The sequence below is a fragment of the Solirhodobacter sp. genome (assembly GCF_964715405.1).
Genome location: NZ_CBAICG010000016.1, coordinates 1 through 15454, shown reverse-complemented (window position 1 = coordinate 15454; position 15454 = coordinate 1). Strand labels below are relative to the sequence as shown.

The 15454-nt window shown below is 66.9% G+C and carries 11 protein-coding genes; 5 read left to right on the top strand and 6 right to left on the bottom strand.

Annotation, left to right across the window (positions count from 1 at the left end; genetic code table 11):
* Positions 1–9: 9 nt before the first annotated feature.
* From glgX to AC11WY_RS09055, 5 genes are read right to left on the bottom strand one after another with little or no spacing between them, the layout of a single operon-like run.
* A complete protein-coding gene (glgX, locus tag AC11WY_RS09075) occupies positions 10–2133 on the bottom strand; it encodes a glycogen debranching protein GlgX (protein ID WP_482924639.1) in 2124 nt (707 codons plus the stop codon).
* Positions 2130–3593 carry a glycogen synthase GlgA gene (glgA, locus tag AC11WY_RS09070; RefSeq protein ID WP_482924637.1) on the bottom strand — a complete coding sequence of 488 codons (1464 nt, stop codon included), beginning with the start codon at positions 3591–3593 and terminating at the stop codon, positions 2130–2132. Before glgA ends, glgX begins: the two co-directional genes overlap by 4 nt.
* Positions 3594–3652: 59 nt before the next feature.
* Complete coding sequence (gene glgC / locus AC11WY_RS09065) at positions 3653–4927, bottom strand: glucose-1-phosphate adenylyltransferase (RefSeq protein WP_482924636.1); 1275 nt, start codon at positions 4925–4927, stop codon at positions 3653–3655.
* Between the two features lie 22 nt (positions 4928–4949).
* On the bottom strand, positions 4950–7151 hold the full coding sequence (gene glgB / locus AC11WY_RS09060) for a 1,4-alpha-glucan branching protein GlgB (protein ID WP_482924634.1): 2202 nt from the start codon (positions 7149–7151) through the stop codon (positions 4950–4952).
* Between the two features lie 14 nt (positions 7152–7165).
* Entirely contained in the window at positions 7166–9559 is a 2394-nt protein-coding gene (locus tag AC11WY_RS09055; protein WP_482924633.1) for a glycogen/starch/alpha-glucan phosphorylase, read from the bottom strand.
* A gap of 373 nt (positions 9560–9932) precedes the next feature.
* Here AC11WY_RS09055 and aroQ point away from each other — a divergent pair, with 373 nt between their 5' ends.
* From aroQ to gabT, 3 genes are all read left to right on the top strand, one after another.
* On the top strand, positions 9933–10376 hold the full coding sequence (aroQ, locus tag AC11WY_RS09050; protein ID WP_482924631.1) for a type II 3-dehydroquinate dehydratase: 444 nt from the start codon (positions 9933–9935) through the stop codon (positions 10374–10376).
* 44 nt (positions 10377–10420) lie between these two features.
* On the top strand, positions 10421–11191 hold the full coding sequence (locus AC11WY_RS09045; RefSeq protein ID WP_482924629.1) for an aldolase/citrate lyase family protein: 771 nt from the start codon (positions 10421–10423) through the stop codon (positions 11189–11191).
* A 144-nt stretch (positions 11192–11335) separates the two neighbouring features.
* On the top strand, positions 11336–12613 hold the full coding sequence (gene gabT, locus AC11WY_RS09040; protein ID WP_482924628.1) for a 4-aminobutyrate--2-oxoglutarate transaminase: 1278 nt from the start codon (positions 11336–11338) through the stop codon (positions 12611–12613).
* Positions 12614–12634: 21 nt separating this feature from the next.
* Here gabT and AC11WY_RS09035 read toward each other — a convergent pair whose 3' ends face one another.
* Positions 12635–13678 carry a DUF475 domain-containing protein gene (locus AC11WY_RS09035; protein WP_482924626.1) on the bottom strand — a complete coding sequence of 348 codons (1044 nt, stop codon included), beginning with the start codon at positions 13676–13678 and terminating at the stop codon, positions 12635–12637.
* Positions 13679–13902: 224 nt separating this feature from the next.
* Here AC11WY_RS09035 and AC11WY_RS09030 point away from each other — a divergent pair, with 224 nt between their 5' ends.
* Together AC11WY_RS09030 and AC11WY_RS09025 are read left to right on the top strand one after the other, a co-directional pair.
* Entirely contained in the window at positions 13903–14826 is a 924-nt protein-coding gene (locus AC11WY_RS09030) for a dihydrodipicolinate synthase family protein (RefSeq protein WP_482924727.1), read from the top strand.
* 97 nt (positions 14827–14923) lie between these two features.
* Positions 14924–15325 (top strand): hypothetical protein, encoded by a 402-nt coding sequence (locus tag AC11WY_RS09025; protein WP_482924624.1) that lies wholly within the window; start codon positions 14924–14926, stop codon positions 15323–15325.
* The last annotated feature ends 129 nt before the right edge of the window (positions 15326–15454 follow it).

The window sequence follows — 15454 nt, the reverse complement described above, 5'->3', positions numbered from 1 at the left end:
CCTTCCAGGTCAGTCACGGTGATGCACCAGCATCAGCACCGCGCCGGCGGCGGTGGCGATGCGCGGTTCATCCAGGATGCAGGGTTCCAGTGCCGGGCGCGAACTGTCAAGCAGCACACGCCACGCGCCGGGGTGCGGCTGCACCGGCAGCACCGTTTCCACCGCCGGGCCGCTGTTGAAGATGCAGTAAAGCGTTTCGCCCGGCACCTCGGCGGCGGCGGTGCCCGCGGCCATGCGCACCTCGGCGCAGAGGGTGCGGAAGCCGGGGTCGTGCCAGTCGGTCGCCGAGGGTTCCTGCCCGTCGGGCTTGCGCCAGACCAGATCGCGCAAGCCGTCGGCGGCACGCGGGCGCGAATGCAGGAAGGCGCGCTGACGCAGCGCCGGATGCGCCTGGCGCAGCGCGATCACCTTCGTCACGAAGGCCAGCAGCCCGGCATCGGGGTCGGACCAGTCCACCCAGCCGATCGCGTTGTCCTGCGCATAGGCGTTGTTGTTGCCGCCCTGCGTGTTGCCGATCTCGTCGCCCGCCAGCAGCATCGGCGTGCCCTGACTGAGCATCAGCGTCGCCAGCAGCGCGCGCTTGCGGTCGGCGCGGGCGGCGCGGATCTTTGCGTCAAGCGTCGGCCCCTCGACCCCCATGTTGTCGCTGAAGTTCTCGTTATGGCCGTCGCGGTTGCCTTCACCGTTCGCCTCGTTGTGCTTGACGGCATAGGACACGGCATCCTCCAGCGTGAAGCCGTCATGCGCGGTCAGGAAGTTGACCGAGGAGGTGGCGGCCCGGTTGTGGCCTTCGAACTCGTCGGCCGAACCGAGCAGGCGCTTGGCCAGTTCCGCCGTCATGCCCGCGTCGCCGCGCCAGAACCGGCGCACACCGTCGCGGAACCTGTCGTTCCATTCCAGAAACGGATGCGGCCAGCGTCCCAACTGATAGCCGCCCGGCCCGATGTCCCAGGGCTCGGCGATCAGCTTGACCCGGCTCAGCACCGGATCCTGCCGGATCGCGTCGAGAAAGCCCGAGCGGCGGTCGAACCCGCCCGCCTCGCGCGCCAGCGTGGTGGCCAGATCAAAGCGGAAGCCGTCGACGTGGAACACCTCGACCCAGTAGCGCAACGAATCCATCACCATCCGCAGTACCATCGGATGCGTCAGATCGAGCGTGTTGCCGGTGCCGGTGTCGTTGACGTAGAACCTGCCCCCCTCGCGCAGCCGGTAATAGCTGCGGTTGTCAAGGCCGCGAAAGGCCAGCGTCGGCCCCAGTTCGTCGCCCTCGCCCGAGTGGTTGTAGACGACGTCGAGGATCACCTCGATCCCGGCCACATGCAGGCGGCGCACCATCGTCTGCAGTTCCCACACCGCGTTGTGCGTCATGTAGCGCGGCTCGGGCGCGAAGAAGCCGATGGTCTGGTAACCCCAGTAGTTGCGCAGCCCCGCGCTGACCAGAAAGCGGTCGTCGACATGGGCCTGCACCGGCAACAGTTCGATGGCGGTCACGCCCAGCTTCACCAGATGCTCGATCATCGGCTCGCTGGCAACGCCCAGATAGGTGCCGCGCAGACCGGGATCGACGCCTGGATGCGCCGCCGTAAGGCCCTTCACATGCGCCTCGTAGATCACCGACCGGCCGATCGGGTGGGCCAGCGGCGCCGCCTGCGCCCAGGGGAAGGACGGGTCCACCACCACCGATTTCGGCACCGCGAAGGCACTGTCGCGGGTGTCGAACGACAGGTCGGCGCGCGGGCTGCCGACCCGGTAGCCCATCACCGCGTCCGACCATTTCAATCGCCCGTCCAACTGCTTGGCGTAGGGGTCGATCAAGAGCTTGTTGGGGTTGAAGCGGTGCCCCGCCTCGGGCTGATAGGGCCCGTGCGCGCGCAGCCCGTATTTCGTGCCCGGCGTCAGGCCGCCGACATGCATGTGCCAGATGTCGCCGTCGCGGTCCTTGAACGGCAGCCGGGCCAGTTCCTTGCGGCCGTCGTCGGAAAACAGGCACAGTTCCAGCCGCTCGGCATTGGCGGAAAAGACGGCGAAATTCACCCCCTCGCCATCGAAGGTGGCGCCCATCGGCCAGGGCTTGCCGGGGCGCACCGCATGGGCGCGCAGCCGGGCCGGGGGCACTTTGGGCGCGGAGTTCATCCCAGCAGGTCCGCGTAAAGCGCGGCGTAGGCGGCGGATGACACCTCCCACCCCACCGGCTGACGCATCGCGGCACGCTGCATCGCCGCCCAGACGGCGGGTTGCGCATAAAGCTGGGTCAGCCGCCGCAGCGCCTGCCCGAAGGCCAGCGCATCGGTCGGATGGAACGCGATCCCGGTCGCCGCCCCCGCGGCCAGCGCCATCGGGCTGGCGTTGATCACGGTGTCGGCGAGGCCCCCGGTTTCCGCCACCACCGGCAGCGTGCCGTAGCGCAGCCCGTACATCTGCGTCAGCCCGCAAGGCTCGAACCGCGACGGCACCAGCACCGCATCGGCGCCCGCGAACATGCGGTGACTCAGCGCCTCGTCATAGCCGATCTGCACCGCGACCCGGCCCGGATAGCGCGCGGCGGCGGCGTGCATCGCCTGTTCCAGCCCCGGATCGCCGGAACCCAGCACCGCAAGCCCGCCCCCCCCCGCGATGAAATCCGGCAACACGGCGGGGATCAGGTCGATCCCCTTCTGGCCGGTCAGGCGGCTGACGACGATCGCCAGCGGCCCCGGCACCTCGCCCAACCCGAATTCCGCGATCAGCCGCGCCCGGTTCAGCGCCTTGCGGTTCAGCCGACGGCTGTCATAGGGCTCCGCCTCCAGATCGCCCGCCGGATCCCAGACCGCGGTATCGACCCCGTTCAGGATACCATGCACCCGCGCCGCCCGCGCCGCGATGACGCCCTCCAGCCCCATCCCGAAGGCCGGGCGCATCAGTTCCTCGGCATAGGTCGGGCTGACCGTGGTAATCGCGTCGGCGGTCACCAGCCCGGCCTTCAGCATGCTGATCTGGCCGTAGTATTCCAGCGCATCGGCATGAAATTCCGACGCGGGCAGGCGCAGCCCGGCCAGTTTCCACGCCGGGGCCATGCCCTGAAACGCGATGTTGTGCACGGTGATGACGCTTTTCACCGGGGTGCCCGCATAGCGCAGATAGGCCGGCGCCAGCCCGCCCTGCCAGTCATGCGCGTGCACCACGTCCGGCTGCCAGCCGTCGCCCAGCCCGTGCCGCGCGATGTCCGCCGCGACCCAGCAGAGCGCGGCGAAACGTTCGGGGTTGTCGGCATGGTCGCGCCCGTCCACCGAATAGGGTCCGCCCGCGCGGTCATAAAGATGCGGCGCCGACACCAGCAGCATGTCCAGCCCGTCGACCCGCCCGGCCAGCACGATCGCCGGGCCGCCGAACAGATCGCCCCCGGTCCAGACCTCCTCGGCCCCCTCCAGCCGTTCGGCCAATCCGCGATAGGCCGGCATCAGCACCCGCATCTGCCAGCCCTGCCCCGCCAGCGCCTTGGGCAGCGCGCCGACCACATCGGCCAGCCCGCCGGTCTTCACCAGCGGCACGCATTCCGATGCCACCGACAGCACCCGTCCGGCGATTGACCGCTCCGGCATCTGCTGCCCTTTCATCTTCCGTTCTCAAATATCCTCGGGGGGTGTGGGGGGCAGACAGCCCCCCACGTTCTCCGCTAAAGCCCCAGCTTGGCGGCCCGCGCCTCCAGCATCGGCTCGGTGATCAGCACGATCCCGCTGTCGGTGCGGCGGAACCAGCGGGCGTCCTCTTCAGGGTCTTCGCCCACTACCAGCCCGGCCGGGATCACCACGCCGCGGTCGATCACGCAGTTCTTCAGCCGCGCCTTGCGCCCGACCCGGACGTAAGGCAGCGCCACGACGTATTCGAGCGACGCGAAGGAATGCGTCCGGCAGCCGGTGAACAGCAGCGAGTTGCGCACCTCCGACCCCGACACGATGCAATCGCCCGACACCAGCGACGACACCGCCGAGCCTCGGCGGTCGTCCTCGTCATGCACGAACTTGGCGGGCGGCACGATCTCGGCATAGGTCCAGATCGGCCAGGCGTTGTCGTAAAGGTCAAGCTTCGGCACGAAATCGGTGAGGTCGATATTGGCCTGCCAGAAGGCGTCGATGGTGCCGACGTCGCGCCAGTAGGGCTCGCTTTCCAGCCCCGACATCACGCAGCTTTCGGAAAAGCGGTGCGCCATCGCACGCCCGTTCTTGACGATGTAGGGGATCAGGTCGTTGCCGAAATCGTGGCTGGAATTCGTGTCCTCGCTGTCGCGGATCAGGAGGTCGCGCAGGAAATCCCAGTTGAAGACATAGATGCCCATCGAGGCCAGCGCATGTTCCGGGTCGCCGGGGATCGAGGGCGGGTCTTTCGGCTTTTCCAGAAACGCGGTGACGCGGCCGGTCGTGTCGATGTCCATCACGCCGAAGGCGGTGGCTTCCATCCGCGGCACCGTCAGGCAGCCGATGGTCACGTCGGCGCCGGTGTCCACATGCTGGCGCAGCATGATCTCGTAGTCCATCTTGTAGACGTGGTCACCGGCCAGAACGATGACGTATTTCACGTCGTAGCTGTCGACGATGTCGATGTTCTGCGTCACCGCGTCGGCGGTGCCCATGTACCACTTGCTTTCGCTGACCCGCTGGCTGGCGGGCAGGATGTCGAGGTATTCGTTGCGTTCGGCGCGGAAGAAGCCCCAACCGCGCTGCATGTGGCGGATCAGGCTGTGCGCCTTGTATTGCGTCGCGATCGCCATCTTGCGAATGCCCGAGTTCAGCGCGTTCGACAGCGCGAAGTCGATGATGCGCGTCTTGCCGCCGAAATAGACGGCGGGTTTTGCGCGTCGGTCCGTCAGTTCCTTCAGGCGGCTTCCCCGCCCGCCGGCAAGGACGAAGGCCATCGCCTGGCTTGACAGCCGCGTGTTCGGTCCCGGTTTCATGCGTTCCTCCCGATGGCGCAGGTTATTCCTGCCTGAAAATGATTGCCGACAATGGCGGCAGCGTGACAGCGGCCGATTGCGGCTGGCCGTGCCAGCCCTTCGGTTCCGTCTCGATGCCGCCCAGGTTGCCGCGGTTGTCGCCGCCGTAATGCGCGGAATCCGAGTTGAAGGCCTCGTGCCAATGCCCCGCCGCTGGAAAGCCGAGGCGGTAGCCGCGCCGCTCCACCGGCGTGAAGTTGATCGCCACCACGACCTGCGCATCCGTCGGCCCGCCCCGGCGGATGAAGGCGAAGACGGAATTCTCGGCGTCGTTCGACTCGAGCCACGCGAAGCCCTCGGGGCGGCAGTCGTTGACGTGCAGCGCGGGCGTGTCGCGGTACAGCCGGTTGAGGTCGCGCACGAGGTTCTGGATGCCGCGATGCTGCGGGCGGTCCAGCAGGTGCCAGTCGAGGCTGCGGGAATGGCTCCATTCCACCCCTTGGGCAAACTCGCAGCCCATGAAGATCAGCTTCTTGCCCGGATGCGTCCACATGAAGCTGTAATAGGCGCGCAGGTTGGCGAATTTCTCGTCGCCCTGCCCCGGCATCTTGGTGATCATGCTGCCCTTGCCGTGCACGACCTCGTCATGGCTGATCGGCAGGATGAAATTCTCGGACCAGGCATAGTGCAGGCTGAACGTCATCTGGTGGTGGTGGAAGCGGCGGTAGAGCGGGTCTTTCTGGATGTAGGACAGGCTGTCGTTCATCCAGCCCATGTTCCACTTGTAGCCAAAGCCCAGGCCGCCATGGTTCACCGGGCGCGACACGCCGGGGAAGGCGGTCGATTCCTCGGCCACCGTCATGATGCCGGGGCATTCGCCATAGGCGGTGACGTTGGTGCGTTGCAGCACGGCGATCGCCTCGTAATTCTCGCGCCCACCGTCCTTGTTGGGCAGCCACTCGCCCGCCTTGCGGCTGTAGTCGCGGTAGAGCATCGAGGCCACGGCATCCACCCGCAGCCCGTCGGCGTGATATTCCTCCAGCCAGTAAAGCGCGTTGGAGATCAGGTAGTTCGCCACCTCGGCGCGGCCGTAGTTGTAGATCAGGGTGTTCCAGTCCTGATGGAACCCCTCGCGCGGGTCGGCGTGTTCGTAAAGGGCGGTGCCGTCGAAATGCGCCAGCCCGTGCGGATCCGACGGGAAGTGGCCCGGCACCCAGTCCAGCAGGATGCCCAACCCCTTGCGGTGCGCGGCGTCGACCAGCGCGCGGAACTCGTCGGGCAGGCCGTGGCGGATGGTGGGGGCGAACATGCCGGTGGGCTGGTAGCCCCAAGAGCCGTCGAACGGATATTCGCTGACCGGCATGAATTCGAGATGGGTGAAGCCCATGTCGGCGGCGTAATCCACCAGTTGATCGGCCAGTTCGAGGTACGAGAGCGGCCGCATTCCGCCATCGGCCTTGCGCCAGCTGCCCAGATGGACCTCGTAGATCGAGATCGGCGCGTCGATGGCGTGGTGTTTGGCGCGGCCCTTCATCCAGCGCTCGTCGGACCAGTGCGGGTGCTCGATCGAGCGCACGACGGACCCGGTGGCGGGCGGATGCTCGGAGCCAAAGCCGACCGGGTCGGCCTTCAAGGGCTCGCGCTTGCCGCCGCGGCCGCGGATTTCGTATTTGTAGACGGTGCCCTCGCCCAGACCGGGCATGAAGATTTCCCAGACGCCGGTCTGCCCGCGCAGCCGCATCGGGTGGCGGCGGCCATCCCACAGGTTGAAGTCGCCCACCACGGAAACCCGTTCCGCATTCGGCGCCCAGACCGCGAAATGCACGCCCTCGGCGCCCTCGTGCGTCATCGGATGGGCGCCCAGCGCGTGCCAGATGCGGCGATAGGTGCCTTCGCCCAGCAGGTATTCGTCCATCTCGCCCAGCACCGGGCCGTAGCGGTAGGGGTCATCGAATTCCCAGGTCGCCTCGGGATTGCGGGCGCGCAGGCGGTAGGGCACCCAGGCCGGCAGCACGCCGCCGAACAGCCCCGAGCCGGTGTCGAGCGCGATCAGCGGCACCTCGCCCTCGGTGGTCAGCGCGGTCAGCGTGTCGGCGCCGGGCACGAAGGCGGTCAGCACGACCCGGCCGTCCCGGTCATGCGGGCCGAGGACGGAAAACGGATCGCCATGGGCCCCGGCCAGGATCGCCTTCGCGGCTTCGGGCGCAAGAAGGGGCGCCCCTTCAGGCTTCGGCTTCCGTGCCATCGGCTGTCTCTCCCTCAAAGGGCCGATTCCGTCGACCATATGTCTTTCATATAGCCACGAATTGTCCGGTCAGAGGAGAAAAAGCCGCCGCGCGCGGTGTTCATGGCCGCCATGCGCACCCAGCGCGCCGGATCGCGATAGGCGGCATCCACCTCGGCCTGCGCCACCTCGTAGGCGGCATAGTCGTCGGCGACGAGGAAATAGTCGTGATGCCAGAGCCGGTCGACGATGCCGTGGTAACGGTCGGGCTGCTCGGCCGAGAACCGGCCCTCGGCGATCATCTGCAACACGTCCTGCAATGACTGGTTTTCGCGGATCGCGTGGGCCGAATGCTCCACATCCTTGCGGCGATCCACCACCTGCTCGGCGGTGAGGCCGAACAGGAAGAAGTTCTCGGCGCCGACCTCCTGCAGGATTTCCACGTTGGCGCCGTCCAGCGTGCCGATGGTCGGCGCGCCGTTCAGCATGAACTTCATGTTGCCGGTGCCCGAGGCTTCCTTGCCCGCCGTCGAAATCTGTTCCGACAGGTCGGCGGCCGGCACCAGCTTTTCCGCCATCGAGACGTTGTAGTTGGCCGGGTAGATCACCTTCAGCGCGTCGCCCACCAGCGGGTCGGCGTTCACCACGCGGGCGACATCGTTGATCAGGTGGATGATTTCCTTCGCGACCCAGTAGCCCGGCGCCGACTTGCCGCCGAACACCTTGACGCGCGGCACCCAGTCGGCGGTCGGGTTCTGCCGGATCGCGTGCCAGTGCGCGATGGTTTGCAGGATGTTCAGCAACTGGCGCTTGTATTCGTGGATGCGCTTGATCTGCACGTCAAAGAGCGCGTCGGGGCTGACCGTCACCCCGGTTTCCCGCGCGATCCAGCCGGAGATCGCCACCTTGTTGGCGCGCTTGGCCGCAGCGAAGGCATCGCGGAAGCCCGCGTCGGCGATGTGCGGTTCCAGATCGCGCAGCCGGTCCAGATCGCCGACCCAGGCCTCGCCGATCGTGTCGGTGATCAGCCGGGCCAGCGGGCGGTTGCACATGTTCAGCCAGCGCCGCGGCGTGACGCCGTTGGTTTCATTGATGATGCGGCCCGGATGCAGCGCGGCCAGTTCCGGAAACAGCGAGGTCTTGACCAGTTCGGAATGCAGCGCCGAAACGCCATTCACCTTGTGCGACATGATGAAGGCCAGTTCGCCCATGTGGACTTCCTGGAACTTCACGATGCCGACGTAGTGCGGGCGGCTGTGGAAGTTGTCCTGGTGCCAGGCGTCGATGCGCTCGACGATCTGCATGTGGCGCGGCAGCACGTTGCCAAAGAGGTAGGTCGACCAGCGTTCCAGCGCCTCGGGCAGCAGGGTGTGGTTGGTGTAGCCCAGCACCTGTTGCGCGATCCCCAGCGCCGCCTCGAAGGCGATGCCGTGATCGTCCATCAGCAGGCGGATCAGTTCCGGCCCGGCGATCGCCGGGTGGGTGTCGTTCATCTGGATCGCCACCTTTTCCGGCAGGCGGGTCAGGTCGTCATGCTCGGCCAGATAGCGCCGCAGGATGTCCTGCAAGGCGGCCGAGGTCATGAAATATTCCTGCTTCAGCCGCAGTTCCTTGCCGGCATAGGTGGTGTCGTCGGGGTAAAGCACCCGGCTGATCGTGCGGGCCAGCGCCTCGGGTTCGGCGGCGGCGGCATAGTCGCCGTGGTTGAAGCGTTCAAGGTCGAACTGCGTCGTCGGCATCGCCGACCACAGCCGCAGGGTGTTGGCCCATTTGCCCTGCCAGCCGATCACCGGCGTATCATGCGCCGAGGCAAAGACGGTTTCGCCCGGTGTCCAGACCTCGCGCCCGTCCACCGTCTCGACGGTGCCCTTGAAACCGATGGTATAGGCGCTTTCGGGGCGGTCGAATTCCCAGGGGTTGGCCTGGATCAGCCAGTCCTCGGGCGTTTCGACCTGCTGGCCATCCTGGAACCGCTGGCGGAACAGCCCGTGTTCGTAGCGGATGCCGTAGCCGTAGGCCGGGCAGCCGACTGTCGCCATCGATTCCATGAAGCAGGCCGCCAGACGGCCAAGCCCGCCATTGCCTAGCGCCGCGTCGGGTTCATCCTCGACCAGCGCACGGAAATCGACGCCGAAGCCGGTCATCACCTCTTCGACGACATCGCGCAGGCCAAGGTTGATCGTCGCATCCTCCAGAATCCGGCCGATCAGGAATTCCATCGACAGGTAGTAGACCCGCTTGCGGTCCTCGGCCCAGGTCCGTCGGGTCGAGGCGAACCACGGCTCCACGATCTGGTCGCGGATCGCGAAGGACAGCGCCATGCGCCAGTCGTGCAGGCTGGCGTGCGGGGCATCCTTGCCGATCGTGTAGGTCAGATGATGCAGGATCGCGTTTTGCAGGTTGCGCGGCGAGGGCGTAAGGTCGTTCAAGCGCGTGTCTTTCCCATCTGGACCCGCAATCCGGGCCGGTCATGCGCGGCAGAACCTCGGCCCGCGGGCGCTGAGGGGCAGATGACCGCACGTCGGCATAATCCCGCAAACCTCGACGGCATCAAGCCCAAACCGCTTTGAATCGCCGCATCTGCCCGGTGGGCGGGCAAATGCTGGCGCAGGGATTCGCCATCCGCCCGTTTTGCAGGCAGACTGCACATCCGGTCAGCCCCCGGGCGAGCCGCCTTCCGCCCCGGCCCGAGTTCGCGAAGGATGCAAATCCGGCCTAGAAAAAACCCGCCGCGACGGTCACACATGGGGGAAAGGCCCGGTCGGCGCGTCCGGCGCGGGCCCAGTCCGCGGAGGAGACCCCATGAAACCCACCGTCTTCGTTCTGAACGGCCCGAACCTGAACCTGCTCGGCAAGCGGCAGCCCGAGATTTACGGCCACGAGACGCTCGCCGATGTCGAGGCCGATGTGCGCGCGTTGGCGGGCGAGTTGGGCGTGGCGATCCGCTTTCACCAGTCGAACCGCGAATACGAGATCATCGACTGGGTGCACGAGGCGCGCGAGGCGGCGGCGGCGATCATCATCAACCCCGGCGCCTTCACCCATACCTCGGTCGCCATCCTCGATGCGCTGAACGCCTTCGAGGGGCCGGTGCTGGAGGTGCACATCTCCAATGTGCACAAGCGCGAGGCGTTCCGCCACCACTCCTACGTCAGCCTGCGCGCCGAGGGCGTCATCGCGGGCTTCGGCACCCAGGGCTACAGCCTCGCGCTGCGCCGCGCCGCGCGGCTGGTGGTGGCGACCTGACGCCGCCTGACCCGAGCCAACCCGATCATTCCAGGGAGACCCAGATGCACTTGCCGCCGAACACCTTCAAGAAAGCCATCGCCGAGGGGCGTCAGCAGATCGGCCTGTGGGTCACGCTGCCCTCGGGCTTCACCGCCGAGGCGCTGGCGACCTGCGGCTATGACTGGCTGCTGTTCGACACCGAACATTCGATCGGCGATCCGATCTCGGTCTTCGCGCAGTTGCAGGCGGCGGCGCCCTACCCCTCGCATGCCGTCGTGCGCCCGGCGTCGAACGACCCGGTGCTGATCAAGCGCATCCTCGATGCGGGCGCGCAGTCGCTGATCGTGCCTTACGTCCAGACGGCGGAGGAGGCGCGCGCGGCGGTGGCGGCGGTGCGCTACCCGCCGCAGGGCATGCGCGGCGTGTCGGGCCTGTCGCGGGCCACGCGCTATGGCCAGATCGCCGACTACACCCAGACCGCCAACCGGGAAATCTGCCTGATCGTGCAATGCGAAACCGCGGCGACGCTGGCCAATATCGAGGAGATTGCCGCGGTTGACGGGGTTGACGGCATCTTCATCGGCCCGGCCGACCTTGCCGCGACGATGGGTCACCCCGGCGACAGCGGGCACCACGACGTGGTGGTCGCGATCGAGGGCGCGATCCGCCGCATCCGCAAGGCGGGCAAGCCCGCGGGCATCCTGTCGCTCGATCCCGCCTTCGTGCGCCGCTGCATGGCGAATGGCAGCGTGTTCACCGCGGTTGATATCGACGCGGCGATCCTGGTGCGCCATGCGCGGCGGATCGCCGCCGAATTCAAGGCGCTGATCTGACGCGACACCCGGCCCCGGCGGCGATGTTGCGCCCGGCGGGGCGCCCGGTTAGTGTCGCGCGCATCGCACACCCCGATCGCGGCGGCGCCCTGCGCCTGGCCGCAGCCGCTTTCGTGGCGAGATCGGCCCATGAAGGAAATTCAGATGTCCACCAATGCCGAACTTCTTGCCCGTCGTCAGAAGGCCATCCCGCGCGGTGTCGTCACCGGCGCGCCGATCTTCCTTGACCGCGCCGAGAACGCCGAGATCTGGGATATCGAGGGCAACCGCTACATCGACTTCGGCTCGGGCATCGCGGTGACGAACACCGGCCACCGCCACCCCAAGGTGATCGCCGCCGCCGCCGCCCAGCTTGAGAAATTCGCCCACGTCGCCTGGCAGGTGACCGGCTACGGCAATTACGTCGAACTGGCTGAACGCCTGAACGCGCTGGCGCCGATTGCCGACGCCAAGACGATCTTCTTCACCACCGGCGCCGAAGCCACGGAAAACGCGGTGAAGATCGCCCGCGCCTACACCAAGCGGCAGGGTGTGATCACCTTCACCGGCGCCTTCCACGGCCGCACCCAACTGACCGTCGCGATGACCGGCAAGGCGGTGCCCTACCGCACACCGGGCACACCGCCCGCCGTCGGCATCTTCCACTGCCCCTTCCCGATCCCGATCCACGGCACCACCGAGGAAGAGGCGCTGCACTCGCTTTACCACATCATGAAGGCCGACATCGCGCCGACCGACATCGCGGCCATCGTGATCGAGCCCGTGCAGGGCGAAGGCGGGTTCTACCAGACCCCGATCACCTTCATGCGCCGCCTGCGCGAACTCTGCGACCAGCACGGCATCTGTCTGGTCTCGGACGAGGTGCAGACCGGCTTTGCCCGCACCGGCAAGGTCTTCGCCACCGAGCATTTCGGCATCGAACCTGATCTGATCCCGGTGGCCAAGGCGCTGGGCGGCGGCTTCCCGATCTCGGGCGTCATCGGCAAAAGCCACATCATGGATTCGGTCGAACCCGGCGGGCTTGGCGGCACCTATGCCGGCAGCCCGATCTCGTGCGCGGCGGCGCTGGCGGTGCTGGACGTGATCGAGGAGGAAAAGCTCTGCGACCGCGCCAACTGGATGGGCGAGATCATGGTGAAGCGGATCAACGGCTTCAAGCAGTCGAACTCGCTTCGCCCCATCGGTGACGTGCGCGGCCTCGGCGCGATGGTCGCGTTCGAGCTGGTGAAGGAACGCGGCGGCAATGAACCCGACCCGGACGCCACCAAGGCGGTGACGGCGGCAGCATTGGAGGCCGGGCTGATCCTGCTGTCCTGCGGCTATTACGCCAACACCATTCGCCTGCTGGCCCCGCTGACGATCCCCGAGGCGCAACTGCACGAGGGCCTCGACAAGCTGGAACTGGCGCTGAAGGCGGTCTGAACCCAAGTGGAGCAGGCCGGATCAGGCCTGCTCCTCACCCTGGCGATTGTGGCGCACCGACGAGCGCAGCGCGGCCAGGATCACCGCGACACCGACGCCGCCGGTCGCGATCTCGGACACCTCGATCTGGGTTTCCAGGAACATCACGACCGAGAGGAACAGCACCGAATAGAACGCGCCATGTTCCAGATAGCGGAACTGCGCCAGCGTTCCGCGCTCGACGAACATCAGCGTCATCGAGCGCACATACATCGCACCGATGCCCAGACCGATGGCGATCAGGAAAAGGTCGCTGGTCATCGCGAAGGCGCCCACCACCCCGTCGAAGGAAAAGCTCGCGTCCAGCACCTCAAGGTAGAGGAAGGCGCCCAGCCCGCCCGCCGCCACCATGCGCGCGGCCCCCCGCGGCCCGTCCAGCGCGCGGCCCAGTGCGCGCACGGCCGCAAAGGTCAGCATCCCGGCGATCGCGGCAATCATGTAGCCGTCGACCCGGTCCTCGGGCAGCATCAGCGCGAAACCCAGGATCACGATCAGCACGAACGCCGTCTCCAGCCCCTCCAGCGAGGCGCAGGCGCGCATCCGGCATTCCAGCCGAATGATCCAGTCCACTTCCTTGCGCTCGTCGATGAAGTAATGCAGCGCCACCATCATCAGGAAGGTGCCGCCGAAGGCCGCGATGGCCAGATGGGCCTGATCGAGGATATGGGCATAGGCCGCAGGCTGGAACAGCGCCAGCCGCAGCGCATCGAGCGGCCCCAGATGCGCCGCCACCGCCACGATCGCCAGCGGGAACACCAGCCGCATGCCGAACACCGCGATCAGCATCCCCCAGGTCAGGAACCGGTGCCGCCAGACCGGCGTCATCGTGTTCAGCGTCGCAGCGTTCACGATCGCATTGTCGAACGACAGCGAGATCTCCAGCGCGGCCAAGGCGGCCCCGATCAGCAGGTAGTTCAGCGCGTCGCCAAGATCGCCCGACTCCGCCCAGCCAAGCCAGAAGGCGGCGACCAGACCCGCCACCGTCACGGCCAGCGCCGAACGGAAATATCTCAGCGTTGTGCGCACGAACCCCTTCGGCGGGGTCTGCGGCCCCGGATGGTGACCATGCCCCTGCGGGTCGACATAGGAACGCCCGTGGGCTGCCGCAAGACGGTGCCGCGGTTCGTCGGCCCAGGTCGGCGCCGCCTGTGGCGCGGATCCCACAACGCGCGCCGGGCCTTGCCCGCGCCGCCCCGCTCGGTCAGGATCGCGCCGCCACCGCCAGCCACCACCGCCAGAAGGACTGCGCCATGCTCGATCAAACCGCCGCCGGGGTCTTCACCATCGCGGTGACCCCCTTCCTGCCCGATGGCGCGCTCGATCTGGACAGCATCGACCGGATGACCGCCTTCTACCTCGACCGCGGCGCGACCGGCCTCACGCTGCTGGGCGTGATGGGCGAGGCGCCGAAGCTGACCGCGGCCGAAAGCCTGACGGTAGTGCGCCGGGTGCTCGCCGCCTCGGCCGGGCGGGTGCCGGTGGTGGTCGGCGTTCCGGCCTCCGGTCTCGCCCCGATGGCCGAACTGGCGCAGGCGGTGATGGCGGCGGGCGCCGCAGGGGTCATGGTGCAGCCCGCCGCCGGGCTGAAACACGACGACGAGATCGCCGCCCATTTCACCGCCGTCGCCCGCGCGCTTGGCCCGATCCCCTTCGTCCTGCAGGATTTCCCGCTGGTCACCGGGGTCAGCATCCCGGCCGGGGTGATCCTGCGCATCGCCGCCGACTGCCCGACCTGCGTGATGCTGAAACACGAGGACTGGCCCGGTCTCGACAAGATCACCGCGCTGCGCGCCGCCGAGGCGCAGGGGGCGCGCCGCCTCTCGATCCTCTGCGGCAACGGCGGCCAGTTCCTGCCCGAGGAACTGGCGCGCGGCGCCGACGGTGCGATGACCGGCTTCGCTTACCCCGAGATGATGGCGGGCGTCGTCGCCGCCCACCGCGCGGGCGACGCCGAACGCGCGCGCGACATCTTCGACGCCTACCTGCCGCTCATCCGCTACGAGGCGCAGCCCGGCCGTGGCCTCGCCGTGCGCAAGTTCACCCTCGCCCGCCGCGGCGCCATCGCCCACGCCACCCTGCGCGCGCCCGGTGCCCCCCTGCCTGCACAGGCGCAGGCCGAAGTGGAAACCCTGATCCGGCGGCAGCAGGCACGCCTCGGCAGCCTCGGGCTCTGACCCCTGCCCACCGTCACATTGGTGAAAATATCCGGAGTTATGTATCAAACGCACCAACCCCGGAAGGGGGTGCGTGATGCGTAGGTGGCTAATCGTCATGTCTATCCAAGTCGCCTCGGTGCTTTGTGCTTATAACGCTCATGCGGATGAGTTCCCCTGGATTGGCTGGGAGTTGATAAATCCACATGATGGAGGACGCGTCAAAGGATTTTCTTTTTCTGCTAAAAACGGTTTCGTACTCCACGGTATAATCCATTCTGACCATGCCAGTTCCGGTTATTTCGCCGATGGAATCAGGACACGGAATGGTAATCTTTCCGTCGGAAGCCCCGCTGATGTCTCCACATCCAATATATGGCTCCTCTCCAAATATATCATAATCATGCATTCCCTCTTTTTGGAAAAAAACGGAGGATTGGATGGACAAATTGAGAGCGGGAGATTGCCCACTGTTCCGAACTTCAATTTCAAAAATCAATTTAAAGGCTTATCCCCCTGAGTCCGGCACCCACCACATCTGGTGCTGACGGCCTGCCGGTCATTCGTTCGTTGATTTCAGCTGACGGTGTTCGGATTGGAGGGGGTTTCTGTTGATCTCACGGAGGAGACGCTGTTCGGGCGCCTCTTG